A 14,765-nucleotide genomic window follows, 5' to 3' on the forward strand; every position below is an offset into this window, starting at 1 on the left:
ATGTCCAAGCTCACTCCGAAGGAAGTCCTGCTCAACCCGCTGTTCAACAACAACCCGATCGCGCTGCAGATCCTCGGCATCTGTTCGGCGCTGGCGGTGACGACCAACCTCAACACCGCGCTGGTGATGTCGATCGCGCTCACCCTGGTGACCGGCTTCTCGAGCCTGTTCGTGTCGTTGATACGGGCGCAGATACCGAGTTCGATCCGCATGATCGTGCAGGTCGTGATCATCGCCTCGCTGGTGATCGTGGTGGACCAGACGCTGAAGGCCTTCGCCTACAGCCTGTCCAAGCAGCTGTCGGTGTTCGTCGGCCTCATCATCACCAACTGCATCGTGATGGGCCGTGCCGAGGGCTTTGCAATGCAGAACCCGCCGCTGCTGTCCTTCCTCGACGGTATCGGTAATGGACTGGGCTACAGCGTGGTGCTGATCGCGGTCGGTTTCGTGCGCGAGCTGTTCGGTGCCGGCAAGCTGTTCGGTGTCACCATCCTGCAGCCGGTGACCGAGGGCGGCTGGTACCAGCCCAACGGCCTGCTGCTGCTGCCGCCGTCGGCCTTCTTCCTGATCGGCTTCCTGATCTGGGGCCTGCGTGAATGGAAGAGGGGTCAGGTTGAGGAGAACCAGTTCAAGATGGCACCCCAGGTGCGCAAGGAGGCCTTCTGATGGAGCACTATCTGAGCCTCTTCGTCCGCGCCGTGTTCATCGAGAACATGGCGCTGGCCTTCTTCCTCGGGATGTGCACCTTCATCGCCATCTCCAAGAAGGTCGAGACCGCGATCGGTCTGGGCATCGCCGTGGTGGTGGTGCAGACCATCACCGTGCCGCTCAACAACCTCGTCTATCACACCTTCCTCGCCGACGGTGCGCTGGCCTGGGCCGGGCTGCCCGATGTGGATCTGTCCTTCATCGGCCTGCTGTCCTTCATCGGCATCATCGCCGCGACGGTGCAGATCCTGGAGATGCTGCTCGACAAGTTCGTGCCCGCCCTCTACAACGCGCTGGGCGTGTTCCTGCCGCTGATCACGGTGAACTGCGCGATCATGGGCGGCGTGCTGTTCATGGTCGAGCGCGACTACACCTTCAGCGAATCGGTGGTCTATGGCCTGGGCTCCGGCTTCTCCTGGGGCCTGGCGATCGCCCTGCTGGCGGCCATCCGCGAGAAACTGAAGTACAGCGACGTGCCGGACGGCCTGCAGGGCCTGGGCATCACCTTCATCACCATCGGTCTGATGTCCTTGGGCTTCATGTCCTTCTCCGGTGTGCAGCTGTAAGGAGGCAATGAAAAGATGAATCCGGAAATCGTGTTGGGCATCGGCATGTTCACCGCCACAGTGCTGCTGCTGGCGGTGGTCATCCTGTTTGCCCGCTCCAAGCTCGTCGCCAGTGGCGACGTCACCATCGACATCAACGGCGAAAAGAAGATCACCGTGCCGGCCGGCGGCAAGCTGTTGCAGACGCTCGCCGAGAGCGGCCTTTTCCTGCCCTCGGCCTGCGGCGGCGGCGGCACCTGTGCGCAGTGCAAGTGCGTGGTGAAGGAGGGCGGTGGCTCAATGCTGGCCACCGAGGAGTCGCACTTCACCAAGCGCGACGCCAAGGAAGGCTGGCGCCTGTCCTGCCAGACCCCGGTCAAGCAGGACATGAAGGTCGAGGTGCCGGAAGAGGTCTTCGGCGTGAAGAAGTGGGAATGCACGGTGGAGTCCAACCCCAACGTCGCCACCTTCATCAAGGAGCTCACGCTGCGCCTGCCCGAGGGCGAGAACGTCGATTTCCGTGCGGGCGGTTACGTGCAGCTCGAGTGCCCGCCGCACGTGGTCAATTACAAGGACTTCGACATCCAGGACGAGTATCGCGGCGACTGGGACAAGTTCAACATGTGGCGCTTCGTGTCCAAGGTCGATGAGACCGTGATTCGCGCCTACTCGATGGCGAACTACCCTGAAGAGCACGGCGTGGTGAAGTTCAACATCCGGGTCGCCTCGCCCCCGCCGGGTCGTGACGACATCCCGCCGGGCAAGATGTCGTCCTGGGTGTTCAACCTCAAGAAGGGCGACAAGGTCACGGTGTACGGGCCGTTCGGCGAATTCTTCGCGCGCGACACCGACAACGAGATGGTCTTCGTCGGTGGCGGTGCGGGCATGGCACCGATGCGCTCGCACATCTTCGACCAGTTGAAGCGCCTGCACAGCAAGCGCAAGATCAGCTTCTGGTATGGCGCGCGCTCGATGCGCGAGGCCTTCTACGTCGAGGAGTTCGACAAGCTGCAGGAAGAGAATCCGAACTTCAAGTGGCACCTGGCGCTGTCCGACCCGCTGCCCGAAGACAACTGGACGGGCTACACCGGCTTCATCCACAACGTGCTGTACGAGAACTACCTCAAGGACCATCCGGCCCCCGAGGATTGCGAGTTCTACATGTGCGGGCCTCCGATGATGAACGCCGCCGTGATCAAGATGCTGCTGGACCTCGGCGTCGAGCGCGAGAACATCATGCTTGACGACTTCGGCGGCTGATCCAGCCGCGACACACCGGGGCCGGCCCAGGCCGTGGCCGGTGCAGGATCCAGGCATGCCCGTCGCCCGTCGTCCCGATGGGGACGGGCATGTTCACTGAAGGAGGCCGAAATGGCCGGAACCGTTCTTGTCGACGTCCGCGAGGGTGTGGCCACCCTCGTCCTCAACCGCCCCGATGCACTCAACGCCTTGTCCGAGGAGATGATGGATGATCTCCACGCCGCCGCGCGCGGGCTGGCCGGGCGCAAGGATTTCGGCGTGCTCGTGATCAAGGGTGCGGGCGCGCACTTCATGGCCGGCGGCGACCTGAAGGACTTCGCGCGTCACCTGCACCTGTCGCCCGCTGCCCGCCTGGCCGGCTTTCGCGCCATGATCGAACGCGACATCAACCCGACCGTTCAGCTGCTGCAGGGCTTGCCCCAGCCCGTCGTGGCCTGCGTGCAGGGTGCCTGCGCCGGCTTCGGACTGTCGCTGATGGCCGGCTGCGACCTCGTGCTGGCGGCCGAGGACGCCCTCTTCACCACCGCCTACGCGGCGATCGGCCTGTCCGGGGATGGTGGCGTGTCCTACTTTCTGCCGCGCATCCTCGGCCGGCGCAAGGCCGCCGAGCTGCTGCTGCTGGCCGATCGTTTCGACGCTGCCGAGGCGCAGCGCCTGGGTCTGGTCAATCGCGTCGTGCCGGCGGCAGAGCTGGACGCCGAAGTCAGCCGCCTCGTGTCGCGCCTGCTGGCGGGGCCGCGTCACACCTATGGCGAGATCAAGCGCCTGCTTGCCGAATCGCATGACGCGCCGCTCGAGACGCAACTGCAGAGCGAGGCCGAGGCCTTTGCGCGCTGCGCCGCGGGGGCGGACTTCGCCGAGGGTGTGAGCGCCTTCCTCGACAAGCGCAAGCCCGTCTTTGGCCAGCGCTGAGCCTCAACGCGACCAGCGGTAGGCAAGCTGCCCGAGCAGTTCGTGCAGCGCGAACCAGCCCGCGTAGGCGGTGTTCTGGCTCGGCAGGAGGGACAAGGCCTGGTCATCGCCGGTCTCGGCCTCGCCGCCGCCCAGCCAGGCGGTGGGGGCCGGGATGACCTCGAGCCCGGCGGCCTCGAACTCGCTGCGCGCCCGCTTCATGTGCATGGCGTGGGTGACGAGCAGGATGCGCCCGACGCCTGCAGCCTGCAGCTGCACCGCGGAAAAGTGCGCATTTTCGCGCGTGTCGCGCGACGCCGATTCGACCCAGCGCGCCGACAGGCCATAGTCCTGCTGCAGCACGCGCTGCATCAGCCACGCCTCGGGCGTGCCGCCACGCGGTGCGCCGCCGCTCACCAGCAGCGGCAGGCCGCGCTCACGGGCGAGTCTGGCGGCGTAGCGCAGGCGCTCGAGGGCGAGGCGATTGACCGTCTCGCCCTCGAATTCGGGGGCATGCGAGCGCCGGCCCGCCCCCAGCACGACGATCGCCTGTGCGGTGCGTGCTGCGCTTGCATCGAGCGGGGGTGCGTACTCGACCTGGCGTACCAGCCAGCTCACGCTGAAGGGGCTGATCAGCAGCACATGCAGGACCACGCCGGTCCAGGCCAGGCCGATGCCGAGGCGGCGCGCACGCCTGATCAACAGCAGGCCCGTGACAATCGGCAGCAGCGGAAGAACGGGTGGCAGCACCAGGACGGCAACGAACTTCTTGAGCCAGAACAGGCCGGCGGCGAGCGAGAGATCCATCGTGGTTTGTCGGTCGGGAGGGGCGGCAGTATTATCCATGCATTATCCCCGCGTCGCTCTTCATGTCCCGAACACACCCTCCCCTTTGCCTCGTCTCGCGTTGGCGGCGTGGCTCCGTCGTGGCCGCCGGACGAGGGGTGGCCGTCGGCCATGTCTGAGGCACTGTGGCTGCTCGTGCTGCTGCTCGCGGGCTACGCGGGCTGGCAGTTTCTCGCCGCGCTGCGCAGCCGCGCGCCGCGCGCCGCGGGGAGCGTGGAGCCCGCGCCCGAAAGGGCTGCGGGCGTCGGACGCGCCGCAGCGCCCGCTTCTGTCGCCACCGGGCAGGGACCAGCGATCGACCCCGAACAGGCCCAGGAGGATGATGTCGACTATGCGCCCATGCTGCGTCGCGACCTCGCCCCCGCCGAGGCGCCTGCGGCTGCGGACGCTGCGGGCCAGTCTGCCGCCGCGAATTTCCAGCTCAGGCTGGACAACCAGCGCTTGCAGCGCGAACTGGGCAGCCTGCAGCAAGTCGTCGACCGCCAGCAGGAGGAGATCGCCAACCTGCTGGCCGACATCGACGCCTTGCGCGCTCGGCTTGACCGCGCGGCGCCCGAACCCGGCATCTCGCCCGAGTACAGCGAAGCGCTTGTGCTCGCCCGCCAGGGCCTGACTGCGGAAATGATTGCCACCCGTTGCGGCATCACCCAGGCCGAGGCCGAACTCGTGCTCTCCATCGCCAGCGCAGGCGGGGGACAGGGGTGAGGGCCGTGCCCACGCTGCGCGGCGAGGCCGGCGCGGCGCGCCGGGCGGCGCTGTGGCGGGCGGGCCTGGCCTTGTGCGGCGCGATGGTCCTCACCGTGCTTGCGCTCCTGATGGATGAGCAGGCTCCGGCGCGCACCGCGGTGGCGCCGGTGCAGACCGCAGACATCGGCACCGGCCTCGTGCCCGATCCTGCGCAGTTGCAGGTGCGCACGCCAGTGGCCATGCCATCGGCCGCGGCTGGCGCAGACGGTGCGTCGATGGCCGATGCCGCCACGCTGTCGGAGCCCGTTCAGGAGGTGGAGGCCGCGAGCACGCCACAAGCCGTCGACGATGGGGCGGCCGCCGCCCGCGGGGCCGCTGCGGTGCCGCCGGGGGTGCTGCTGCCCGCCGCTGCCCTGCGCCCGGCGGGCGACGGTTTCCAGCTCCAGCTCGGCGTCTTTGGCGACGCTGCCAATGCGCTGGTGTTGTACGAGCGGCTGGCCGCGGCGGGCTTCGAGGCGCGCATTCAGAGTCGCGTGGTGCTGGGCCCCTTTCCTGACCGTCGCGCCGCCGAGCAGGCCCAGGCAGCCCTTCGACGCGGTGGCGAACCCGCGGGCATCCTGCTGCCACCACGGGCGAAGCGCTGAAGCGCGCCCGCCGCACCGCACAGCTCGAGTTTTTGTCACGATCACCCAACCAGGAGTGGACCATGCAGATCAAGAGCCCCGTGTTCGGCAATGCCGACATCGCCGACGACAAGATCATCGACTTTCCTGCCGGCTTGCCCGGCTTCGAGCACTGCCGCCGCTTTGCGCTGGTGCACGACGAAGGGCGCGAGCCGGACGTGCTGCTGCTGCAAAGCCTGGACGAGCCTGACGTGGCCTTCTCGGTGACGGGGCCGGAGCAACTGGGCATCAACTTCGAGTTCGTCCTCAGCGACGACGAGGTTGCGCTGCTGCAGCTGGAGTCGGCACAGGACGCTGCCGTGGCCGTCATCGTGCGCAAGGAAACGGGCGAGGAGGCGAACCCGGCGTCCACCGGGCTGCGCGCCAACTTCATGGCGCCGCTGGTCATCAATGCCGGCGCGCGGCGCGGGCTGCAGAAGGTGATCAACCGCCTCGGCTGCGACATCACCCTGCGCGCGCAGGCCTGAGTCGCCGGTTTCCGTGTGCGGTCGCCGGGCCGCCTGCCCCGCGCGGCCGTCGCGGCAGGCACAGGCGGTTACAATGCCGCCTCCACCAACTCCGGAGAGTCCGTCCATGGCCCGCCAGATCATCTCAACGCCCAATGCCCCCGCCGCCATCGGCCCCTATTCGCAGGCTGTCAAGGCCGGCAACCAGGTCTTCCTGTCCGGGCAGATCGGGCTCCATCCCACCACCATGGAGATGGCCGAGGGGGTTGAGGCCCAGGCCCTGCAGGTCTTCGACAACCTCAAGGCCGTCGCCGCCGCCGCCGGGGGCAGCTTCAACGACGTGGTCAAGATCACGATCTACATGACCGACCTGAGCAACTTCGGTGTCGTCAATGAGGTGATGAAGCGTCACTTCGCCGAGCCCTATCCCGCGCGTGCGACGGTCGGCGTGCGCGAGCTGCCGCGCGGCGCGCTGGTCGAGGCCGATCTGGTGCTGGTGCTCGACTGAGCGTTTGCGTACAGACCCGCGTGGCGGCGGGGCAGCCCATCCGCGGCTGGAACGGCGTCAACAGCCAGCTCGCGGGACGGCTGGCAAAGCTTGACCTGCATGGTCCGCGCGACCTGCTGCTGCACCTGCCGCTGCGCTATGAGGACGAGACGCGGCTGACGCCGATCGCCGCCGCGCGAGCGGGTTTCCCGGCTCAGATCGAGGGCGAGGTGCTCGCCTGCGAGGTGGTGCTGCGCCCGCGCCGGCAGCTGGTGGCGCGCGTCAGCGACGGCTCGGGCACCCTGGTCGCGCGCTGGCTCAATTTCTATCCCTCGCAGCAGAAGCTGCTCGCGCTGGGTCGCCGTGTTCGCCTGTTCGGCGAGGTGCGCAGCGGCTTCTTCGGCGACGAGATGGTCCATCCGCGCGTGCGCGTGGTGGCGCCGGGCGAGGGGCTGCCCACGGCCCTGACGCCGGTCTATCCGACCACGGCCGGCGTCGGTCAGGCGACCTTGCGCAAGCTGATCGAGCGCGCGCTCGACACCGAGCCGATGGACGAGCTGCTGCCGCCGGCCTGGCTCGCCCGTCTCGGCCTGCCCGGGTTTGCCGAGGCCTTGCAGGCGCTGCACCGGCCGCCGCCCGATGCCGACCCCTGGGCGCTCGAGCAGCGCACGCATCCAGCCTGGCGGCGGATCAAATTCGAGGAGCTGCTGGTGCAGCAGCTCTCCTTGCGTCGCGCCTATCTCGCACGCCGCGCCCGCTCCGCCATGCCGCTGCCGGCACGCGGGTCGCTGACCCGCGCCCTGCTGGAGACGCTGCCCTTCCGGCCGACTGCGGCGCAGCAGCGGGCCGCGGCGGAGATCGCCGCCGATCTGGCCGCGCCGCATCCGATGCAGCGCCTGCTGCAGGGCGATGTGGGCAGCGGCAAGACGCTGGTGGCGGCGCTTGCCATGCTGCAGGCGGCCGAGAATGGCTGGCAGGCGGCCATGATGGCGCCCACCGAGATCCTGGCCGAGCAGCACTATCGCAAACTGTCGGCCTGGCTGGCGCCGCTCGGCGTCGAGGTGGCCTGGCTGTCGGGCGGGCGGCGCAAGCGCGAACGCGCGGTCGAGCTCGCCCGCCTGCACGATGGCGAGGTGCTGCTCGCCGTCGGCACGCATGCGCTGATCGAGGACCCGGTGACGCTGCCGCGACTGGCGCTCGCGGTGGTCGACGAGCAGCATCGCTTCGGCGTGCGCCAGCGCCTTGCGCTGCGCGAGAAGGGCGCCGACGGGCTGCGCCCGCACATGCTGATGATGTCGGCCACGCCGATCCCGCGCACGCTGGCGATGACGCACTACGCAGATCTCGACGTATCGGTGCTCGACGAGCTCCCGCCCGGGCGCACGCCGATTCGCACCCGCCTGGTGTCCGACGCCCGTCGCGACGAGGTGGTTGGCCGCGTGCGCGACGCCTGTCTCGGCGGGCGCCAGGCCTACTGGGTGTGCCCGCTGATCGAGGAGTCGGAGGCGCTGCAGCTGCAGACCGCACAGGACACCTTCGACACCCTGGTGGCCGCACTGGCCGAACTGCGCGTCGGCCTGGTGCACGGCCGGCTCAGGAACGACGAAAAGTCGGCCACGATGTCCGCCTTCGCCGCCGGGGAACTCGACGTGCTGGTGGCCACCACGGTGATCGAGGTCGGGGTGGACGTGCCCAATGCCAGCCTGATGGTGATCGAGCATGCAGAGCGCTTCGGTCTCGCCCAGCTTCACCAGTTGCGTGGTCGCGTCGGCCGCGGGACGGCCGAGTCGGTGTGCATCCTGATCTACGCCCAGCCCCTGTCGCAGACCGGTCGCGAGCGCCTGAAGGTGATCTACGAGAACACCGACGGCTTCGAGATCGCACGGGCCGACCTGCGCATCCGTGGCCCGGGCGAGTTCGTGGGCGCGCGCCAGAGCGGCGTGCCCCTGCTGCGTTATGCAAGTCTCGAGGCGGACGTCGACCTGATCGCGCCGGCGCGCGAACTGGCCGAAGACCTGCTGGCGCATAAGCCCACCGCGGCCGACGCGCTGATGCGGCGCTGGCTGGGCGGTCGCGAAGGGCTGCTGCAGGCCTGAAGTGCGGTCGTCAGCGCGGCCCCCGGCCCAGGGGTTGGTAGAATGCCGGCCTCAATTTGTCCTCCCGCCCATGCGTACCCGACTCCACCACGAAACCTGGCACCCCACCCCGCCGCGCGCCACCGTGCCGCCGGCGCTGCAGCCCTGGCTCACCGATCCGGCCTCGCTCACCGCGCGCATCACCGCGCGCTGCGGGCAGTTTGCGGTGCGCGTGCTGTTCCAGGGCCTGGCCCAGGCCCTGCGCGACGAGGCGGCTGTGCTCGGCCTGCGCCCGGGCGAGCGGGTGTGGGTGCGCGAGGTGCTGCTGTTCGCCGACGGGCGCCCGGTGGTGTTTGCGCGCTCCCTGCTGCCGCGGCGCAATGTGCGCGGGGCCTGGAACCTGTTCCGCGGACTCGGCGCCCGCCCGCTGGGCGCGGCCCTGTTCGCCGATCCTGCCATCGCCCGCTCGGCGCTCACCTGCACCCGGCTCGACCGGCGCGATGCGCGCTATCATCGGGCGCGTTCGGTGCTAGCCACCTGCGCCCCCGAATCCGCCCTCGGCCACGACCTGTGGGGCCGACGCTCGCTGTTCCGGCTGCACGGCCGTGCGCTGATGGTGAGCGAATTCTTCCTTCCCGCAATCCACGACCTGCCCCGATGACCCATTCCATGCCTTTCGCCGACAAGCTGCCCCACTACGTGCGTCTGATGCGCATCGACAAGCCGATCGGCACCCTGCTGCTGCTGTGGCCCACGCTGTGGGCGCTGTGGCTGGCGGCCGGGGGCTGGCCCCCGCTGCACATCCTGGTGATCTTCGTGCTCGGCACCTTCCTGATGCGCTCGGCCGGCTGTGTGATCAACGACTACGCCGATCGCGACTTCGACGGCCACGTCGAACGCACGAAGCATCGCCCGCTGGCGACGAAGTCCGTGAGCCCGCGCGAGGCCTTGCTGCTGGCCGCCGGCCTGTCGCTGCTGGCCTTCGTGCTGATCCTTCCCCTCGAGCCGCTGGTGATCTGGCTTTCGGTGCCGGCGCTGTTCCTCGCCGCCAGCTACCCCTTCACCAAGCGCTTCTTCGCCATCCCGCAGGCCTACCTCGGCATCGCCTTCGGCTTCGGCATCCCGATGGGCTTCGCCGCGGTCATGGGCGAGGTGCCGGGCGTCGCCTGGCTGATGCTGCTCGCCAACGTGTTCTGGGCGGTCGCCTACGACACCGAGTACGCGATGGTCGATCGCCCGGACGACCTCAAGATCGGCATCAAGACCTCGGCGATCACCTTCGGCCGCTTCGACGTCGCGGCGGTGATGCTGTGCTACGCGGCCGCGCTCGGCCTGCTCGCCGTGGTCGGCGCGCAGACCGGTGCCGGGGCGGCGTATTACCTCGGGCTCGCCGCCGCCGCAGGCATCGCCGCCTATCACTACACGCTGATTCGCGCCCGCGACCGCGCCGACTGCTTCAAGGCCTTCCGCCACAACAACTGGCTGGGCGCGGTCATTTTCGCCGGCGTCTTCGTCGACCAGCTGCTGCGCGCCGGCTGAGCCGGCCGGGCACGTTCGGCGGGCAGATTGCCGTTGGAGCGCCTGCCCGCTGCCGCCCCCCTGCGCCGTCCTTTCCAGAATCGTTCATTCAGGGATTTCGTCCATGCACTTCATGACCGCCCTCGAGGCCGCCTGGCAACAGCGCAACAGCCTGCTCTGCGTCGGCCTCGACCCCGATCCCGCCCGTTTTCCCGCCCACCTGCAGGGCAGGCCCGGCGCCATCTTCACCTTCTGCAAGGCCATCATCGACGCCACCGCCGACCTCGTGTGCTGCTTCAAACCGCAGATCGCCTACTTCGCCGCCCACCGCGCCGAGGACCAGCTCGAGGCGCTGATCGCCCACATCCACGCCGCCCACCCCGACACCCCGGTGATCCTCGACGCCAAGCGCGGCGACATCGGCAGCACCGCCGAGCAGTACGCCATCGAGGCCTTCGAGCGCTTCAAGGCCGACGCCATCACGGTCAATCCCTACATGGGGCGCGACTCGGTCGATCCCTACCTGGCCTACCCCGACAAGGGCGTGATCCTGCTCTGCCGCACCTCCAACCCGGGGGGCTCCGACCTGCAGTTCCTCGAGGTCGACGCGCCCAGGGGCCGCATGAAGCTCTACGAACACGTCGCCCGCACCGTGGCCGAGGACTGGAACGCCAGCGGCAACTGCGGCCTGGTGGTCGGCGCCACCTTCCCGGCCGAGATCGCCCGCGTGCGCGCTCTCACCGGCGACATGCCGCTGCTGGTGCCGGGCATCGGCGCCCAGGGCGGCGATATCGCCGCGACGCTGGCGGCGGGGCGCACGGCGCAGGGGGCGGGGCTGATGATCAACTCCTCGCGCGCCATCCTCTACGCCAGCCGCGGCGAGGATTTCGCCGAGGCTGCGCGCAGGGTGGCGCTTGAGACGCGCGATGCGATCAACGCCCACCGTTGAGCACGCCCATTCCCAGGCGACTGCAACTTCGCGCCGGCGGGCGCGTCAATGCTTGCCCATGCCCCGCCCGCCCATGACACGCATCCACCACGAGACGCCTGAATGAAATACGACGACCTGCGCGACTTCATCACCCAGCTCGAGGCGCGCGGCGAATTGAAGCGCATCACCGTCCCCGTCGACACCCACCTCGAGATGACCGAGATCGCCGACCGCGTGTTGCGCGCGGGCGGACCGGCCCTGCTGTTCGAGAAGCCGGTGACCAGGGGCGTGCCGCAATCCATCCCGGTGCTCGCCAATCTGTTCGGTACCCCGCAGCGGGTCGCGATGGGCATGGGCGAGGACGTCGCCGACGGCAACTGGAGCACGCCCCTGAGGGAAGTCGGCAAGCTGCTCGCCTACCTCAAGGAGCCGGAGCCGCCCAAGGGCCTCAAGGACGCCTGGGACAAGCTGCCGGTGCTCAAGCAGGTGCTCAACATGGCGCCCAAGGAAGTGCGTTCCGCACCCTGCCAGCAGGTGGTGTGGCAGGGCGACGAGGTGGATCTGGCGAGGCTGCCGATCCAGCACTGCTGGCCGGGCGACGCCGCGCCGCTGATCACCTGGGGCCTGGTGGTGACGCGTGGGCCGCACAAGAAGCGTCAGAACCTGGGTATCTACCGCCAGCAGGTGATCGGCCGCAACCGGGTGATCATGCGCTGGCTGGCGCACCGCGGCGGCGCGCTGGATTTCCTCGAGCACCAGCGCGCGCATCCGGGCGAGCCCTTCCCGATCTCGGTGGTGCTGGGCTGCGATCCGGCGACCATCCTCGGCGCGGTGACGCCGGTGCCGGACTCGATCTCGGAATACCAGTTCGCCGGCCTGTTGCGTGGCGCCAAGACCGAGCTGGTGAAGTGTCTCGGCAACGACCTGCAGGTACCGGCCTCGAGCGAGATCGTGCTCGAAGGCGTCATCCACCCCGACGACATGGCGCCGGAAGGGCCCTATGGCGACCACACCGGCTATTACAACGAAGTCTCGGATTTTCCGGTTTTCACCATTGAGCGCGTCACCATGCGCCGTGAGCCGATCTACCACAGCACCTATACCGGCAAGCCGCCCGACGAGCCGGCGATGCTGGGCGTGGCCCTGAACGAAGTCTTCGTGCCGCTGCTGCAGAAGCAGTTCACCGAGATCGTCGATTTCTACCTGCCGCCCGAGGGCTGCTCCTACCGCTTGGCGGTGGTCAGCATCAGGAAGCAGTACCCGGGTCACGCCAAGCGGGTGATGTTCGGCATCTGGAGCTTCCTGCGTCAGTTCATGTATACCAAGTTCATCATCGTAGTCGATGAAGACGTGAACATCCGCGACTGGAAGGAAGTGATCTGGGCGCTTACCACGCGCATGGACGCCAGCCGCGACACCACCCTGGTCGACAATACGCCGATCGACTACCTCGACTTCGCCAGTCCGGTCGCCGGCCTGGGCAGCAAGATGGGGCTGGATGCGACCAACAAGGGGCCGGGCGAGACCAGCCGCGAGTGGGGCACGCCGATCGTGATGGACGCGGCGGTGAAGGCGAAGGTGGATGCGATGTGGAGCGAGCTCGGACTGTAGGCGGCAGCTCGACCAGCTTACGTCTTGTTGTTGCGCTGAACGCGGATTCGCGGCATGGTCCGGGCCTCGTCCACCAACCCGGCGCGGGCGCCTTGCCCTGATCCGCGCCCCGAGGAGCCTCGATGAACAGTCCCCATCCGGCCCCGCTGACCGCCGGCCAGCCGTCCGAGAACATGGTCACCGTGACCCATCTGGTCTACGCCCTGCACGCCTTCGCGGTGTTCTCGGCGGTGGCCGGCTCGGCGATCATCATCTTCAGCTTCATCGCCAGCCTGCCGTCGATCGCGGCGGTGATCATCAACTACTGGAACCAGACGGCGGTGCGCGGCACCTGGCTCGAGAGCCATTTCCGCTGGCAGATCCGTACCTTCTGGTTTGCGGTGATGTGGGTGGCGTTGGCGGTGCTGCTGATGCTGACCGTGATCGGCGCCCCCTTTGCGCTGCTGCTCATCCTGATCGCCGGGTTGTGGATCCTGTACCGCGTGGTGCGCGGCTGGTGGGTGCTGACGCAACGGCGCACGCTGCCGATGGACTGATCACTGCGCGCCGGCCCACACCCACTCGAGCAAGGCGTCCTGCGCCGCGGCGCTGTTGTGCGCCTCGGGGTGATTGACCATCATCACCACCGCATGGCGGCGGCCGTGGCGGTCGAGCAGGTAGCCGCCGATCGCGCGTACGCCATTGAGCGTGCCGGTCTTGATGTGCGCCTGGCCGGTGGCCGGGCTGTCCGCCAGCCGACGCCGCGCGGTGCCGTCGAGGCCGGCCACCGGCAGGGCGGCAACGTACTCGGGCATCCACGGGCGGCGCCAGGCGGCGAGCAGCAACTGGCCGAGGCTGTCGGCGCGGATGCGCTCGATGCGCGACAGGCCGGAGCCGTTGTCGATCACCAGCCCCTGGGTGTCGATGCCCGCTGCGGCGAGCTGCTCCGCGGCCACGCGCGCGCCGCCGGCGACCATGTGGGGCGTGTCCTGGGTTCGCGCAGGGCTGAGCGCGCCGAGCGTGGCAAGCAACTGGCGCGCGATGACGTTGCTCGACCACTTGTTCATGTCGCGCACGACGTCGGCCAGCGGTGGCGAATCGTCGCCGAACAGGAGCTCGGTGCCGCTCTCAGGCAGACGGCCCTCGCGTACCGCGCCGCTCAGCCGGCCGCCGACCTCGCTCCATAGCCCGGCGACGAGCGCGATGCCGAATTCCGCCGGCGGCAGGGGGGCCGCACTCCAGGTGCGCGGGCCGCAGGCGGCGGGCAGGCTGCCGCTCAGCACCAGTCGCCGACCGCCCTCGATGCTGGCCTGCAGGTCGCGGTACCAGGTGCCGCAGGGCGCATTCGAGGTCAGGATGCGGTTATCGATGACGACGCCGGCGAGCGGGGGTTCAGCGGCCAGCGTGACCGGCTCGTTGGCCGCCTTGCCCGGATAGAGGCCCAGCAGCAGGGTATTGTAGTGCATCAGCAGGCCGTGCGGCCCGCTGTTGTAGGGGCGCAGGCCACGGCCGTCGAAGGCATCGGGGTCGTGCGGGGGCAACTGCAGCGCGGAGGCATCGAGCACGATGTCACCCTCGATGCGCTCGATGCCGAGCGCACGCAGGCGGCGCAGCAGCTTCCACATGCGGTCGTAGCCGAGCACCGGATCGGCGCCGCCCACGAGGTAGAGGTTGCCGTGCAGGGTGCCGTGCCGCAGCGTACCGCTTGCCGCCACCTGGGTACGCCAGCTGTGCGCCGGGCCGAGGCGCTCGAGGGCGGCAAAGGCGGTGACGAGCTTCATCACCGAGGCCGGGTTCATCGGCCGGTCGGCATTGAGCGCCAGCCTCGGCTGCGCGGCATCGACCGCTTGCACCCACACCGACACCGCGTCGGCCGGGATGCGCGCCGTGTCGAGGGCCAGTTGCAGTGCGGGCGGCAGCCCCTCGCTTGCGCCGGAATGGTGCACAGCGAAAAGCGTGGCAGCGAGCATCAAGCTGCGGCTTATGCGCGCAAAAGTGCGTCTAATAGTCATGATATGGGTCACGAAAACGCGTGAATTGCAGACAAGTCCGGCTCGGACTGGATTAGCATAGAAGGCGTTCCGCAAGGGAATTCATG

16 protein-coding genes are annotated in these 14,765 nt (G+C 68.7%); 14 read left to right on the forward strand and 2 right to left on the reverse strand.

Features of this window, described 5'->3' with window-relative positions; translation table 11 throughout:
* The 4 genes from ACMV5O_RS06440 (at position 1) to ACMV5O_RS06455 (ending at position 3,425) form a co-directional block, all read left to right on the forward strand.
* The gene (locus ACMV5O_RS06440) at positions 1–666 is read left to right on the forward strand and encodes an NADH:ubiquinone reductase (Na(+)-transporting) subunit D (protein WP_324536972.1); all 666 of its coding nucleotides are present in this window, start codon (positions 1–3) and stop codon (positions 664–666) included.
* On the forward strand, positions 666–1,274 hold the full coding sequence (gene nqrE / locus ACMV5O_RS06445; RefSeq protein ID WP_324536974.1) for an NADH:ubiquinone reductase (Na(+)-transporting) subunit E: 609 nt from the start codon (positions 666–668) through the stop codon (positions 1,272–1,274). Before ACMV5O_RS06440 ends, nqrE begins: the two co-directional genes overlap by 1 nt.
* Before the next feature lie 15 nt (positions 1,275–1,289).
* A complete protein-coding gene (nqrF, locus tag ACMV5O_RS06450; protein ID WP_416162722.1) occupies positions 1,290–2,513 on the forward strand; it encodes an NADH:ubiquinone reductase (Na(+)-transporting) subunit F in 1,224 nt (407 codons plus the stop codon).
* Between the two features lie 111 nt (positions 2,514–2,624).
* Entirely contained in the window at positions 2,625–3,425 is an 801-nt protein-coding gene (locus tag ACMV5O_RS06455; protein WP_416162723.1) for an enoyl-CoA hydratase/isomerase family protein, read from the forward strand.
* A 3-nt stretch (positions 3,426–3,428) separates the two neighbouring features.
* On the opposite strand, the gene ACMV5O_RS06460 is transcribed toward ACMV5O_RS06455, so the two are convergent.
* Complete coding sequence (locus tag ACMV5O_RS06460) at positions 3,429–4,211, reverse strand: YdcF family protein (protein WP_416162724.1); 783 nt, start codon at positions 4,209–4,211, stop codon at positions 3,429–3,431.
* 150 nt (positions 4,212–4,361) lie between these two features.
* On the opposite strand from ACMV5O_RS06460, the gene ACMV5O_RS06465 reads away from it, so the two are divergent.
* The 10 genes from ACMV5O_RS06465 (at position 4,362) to ACMV5O_RS06510 (ending at position 13,224) form a co-directional block, all read left to right on the forward strand.
* A complete protein-coding gene (locus ACMV5O_RS06465) occupies positions 4,362–4,955 on the forward strand; it encodes a DUF2802 domain-containing protein (RefSeq protein WP_416162725.1) in 594 nt (197 codons plus the stop codon).
* Between the two features lie 5 nt (positions 4,956–4,960).
* Entirely contained in the window at positions 4,961–5,581 is a 621-nt protein-coding gene (locus ACMV5O_RS06470) for an SPOR domain-containing protein (protein ID WP_416162726.1), read from the forward strand.
* A 62-nt stretch (positions 5,582–5,643) separates the two neighbouring features.
* Complete coding sequence (gene fliW, locus ACMV5O_RS06475) at positions 5,644–6,087, forward strand: flagellar assembly protein FliW (RefSeq protein ID WP_416162727.1); 444 nt, start codon at positions 5,644–5,646, stop codon at positions 6,085–6,087.
* A 106-nt stretch (positions 6,088–6,193) separates the two neighbouring features.
* Positions 6,194–6,574, forward strand: coding sequence for a RidA family protein (locus tag ACMV5O_RS06480; protein ID WP_416162728.1), 381 nt, complete (start codon positions 6,194–6,196; stop codon positions 6,572–6,574).
* 20 nt (positions 6,575–6,594) lie between these two features.
* Positions 6,595–8,649: an ATP-dependent DNA helicase RecG gene (gene recG, locus ACMV5O_RS06485; protein WP_416162729.1), complete on the forward strand. Its 2,055-nt coding sequence runs from the start codon at positions 6,595–6,597 to the stop codon at positions 8,647–8,649.
* Between the two features lie 70 nt (positions 8,650–8,719).
* Positions 8,720–9,289 (forward strand): chorismate--pyruvate lyase family protein, encoded by a 570-nt coding sequence (locus ACMV5O_RS06490; RefSeq protein WP_416162730.1) that lies wholly within the window; start codon positions 8,720–8,722, stop codon positions 9,287–9,289.
* Positions 9,286–10,167, forward strand: coding sequence for a 4-hydroxybenzoate octaprenyltransferase (gene ubiA, locus ACMV5O_RS06495; protein ID WP_416162731.1), 882 nt, complete (start codon positions 9,286–9,288; stop codon positions 10,165–10,167). Before ACMV5O_RS06490 ends, ubiA begins: the two co-directional genes overlap by 4 nt.
* A 103-nt stretch (positions 10,168–10,270) precedes the next feature.
* The gene (pyrF, locus tag ACMV5O_RS06500) at positions 10,271–11,095 is read left to right on the forward strand and encodes an orotidine-5'-phosphate decarboxylase (RefSeq protein WP_416162732.1); all 825 of its coding nucleotides are present in this window, start codon (positions 10,271–10,273) and stop codon (positions 11,093–11,095) included.
* 102 nt (positions 11,096–11,197) lie between these two features.
* Complete coding sequence (ubiD, locus tag ACMV5O_RS06505; RefSeq protein ID WP_416162733.1) at positions 11,198–12,688, forward strand: 4-hydroxy-3-polyprenylbenzoate decarboxylase; 1,491 nt, start codon at positions 11,198–11,200, stop codon at positions 12,686–12,688.
* A gap of 122 nt (positions 12,689–12,810) precedes the next feature.
* On the forward strand, positions 12,811–13,224 hold the full coding sequence (locus tag ACMV5O_RS06510) for a DUF4870 family protein (protein ID WP_416162734.1): 414 nt from the start codon (positions 12,811–12,813) through the stop codon (positions 13,222–13,224).
* On the opposite strand, the gene dacB is transcribed toward ACMV5O_RS06510, so the two are convergent.
* Positions 13,225–14,637 carry a D-alanyl-D-alanine carboxypeptidase/D-alanyl-D-alanine-endopeptidase gene (gene dacB, locus ACMV5O_RS06515; RefSeq protein WP_416162735.1) on the reverse strand — a complete coding sequence of 471 codons (1,413 nt, stop codon included), beginning with the start codon at positions 14,635–14,637 and terminating at the stop codon, positions 13,225–13,227. It abuts the gene before it with no gap.
* Between the last annotated feature and the right edge of the window lie 128 nt (positions 14,638–14,765).

Source organism: Thauera sp. WH-1 (genome assembly GCF_047806685.1).
Lineage (GTDB): Bacteria > Pseudomonadota > Gammaproteobacteria > Burkholderiales > Rhodocyclaceae > Thauera.

Bases quoted from the DNA above. Each gene is read 5' to 3' on its own strand.
- ubiD (WP_416162733.1), top strand. From the start codon at position 11,198: ATGAAATACGACGACCTGCGCGACTTCATCACCCAGCTCGAGGCGCGC.
- ACMV5O_RS06465 (WP_416162725.1), top strand. From the start codon at position 4,362: ATGTCTGAGGCACTGTGGCTGCTCGTGCTGCTGCTCGCGGGCTACGCG.
- ubiA (WP_416162731.1), top strand. From the start codon at position 9,286: ATGACCCATTCCATGCCTTTCGCCGACAAGCTGCCCCACTACGTGCGT.
- fliW (WP_416162727.1), top strand. From the start codon at position 5,644: ATGCAGATCAAGAGCCCCGTGTTCGGCAATGCCGACATCGCCGACGAC.
- ACMV5O_RS06480 (WP_416162728.1), top strand. From the start codon at position 6,194: ATGGCCCGCCAGATCATCTCAACGCCCAATGCCCCCGCCGCCATCGGC.
- nqrE (WP_324536974.1), top strand. From the start codon at position 666: ATGGAGCACTATCTGAGCCTCTTCGTCCGCGCCGTGTTCATCGAGAAC.
- ACMV5O_RS06455 (WP_416162723.1), top strand. From the start codon at position 2,625: ATGGCCGGAACCGTTCTTGTCGACGTCCGCGAGGGTGTGGCCACCCTC.
- ACMV5O_RS06510 (WP_416162734.1), top strand. From the start codon at position 12,811: ATGAACAGTCCCCATCCGGCCCCGCTGACCGCCGGCCAGCCGTCCGAG.
- ACMV5O_RS06490 (WP_416162730.1), top strand. From the start codon at position 8,720: ATGCGTACCCGACTCCACCACGAAACCTGGCACCCCACCCCGCCGCGC.
- ACMV5O_RS06440 (WP_324536972.1), top strand. From the start codon at position 1: ATGTCCAAGCTCACTCCGAAGGAAGTCCTGCTCAACCCGCTGTTCAAC.
- ACMV5O_RS06460 (WP_416162724.1), bottom strand. From the start codon at position 4,211: ATGGATCTCTCGCTCGCCGCCGGCCTGTTCTGGCTCAAGAAGTTCGTT.
- nqrF (WP_416162722.1), top strand. From the start codon at position 1,290: ATGAATCCGGAAATCGTGTTGGGCATCGGCATGTTCACCGCCACAGTG.
- pyrF (WP_416162732.1), top strand. From the start codon at position 10,271: ATGCACTTCATGACCGCCCTCGAGGCCGCCTGGCAACAGCGCAACAGC.
- dacB (WP_416162735.1), bottom strand. From the start codon at position 14,637: ATGCTCGCTGCCACGCTTTTCGCTGTGCACCATTCCGGCGCAAGCGAG.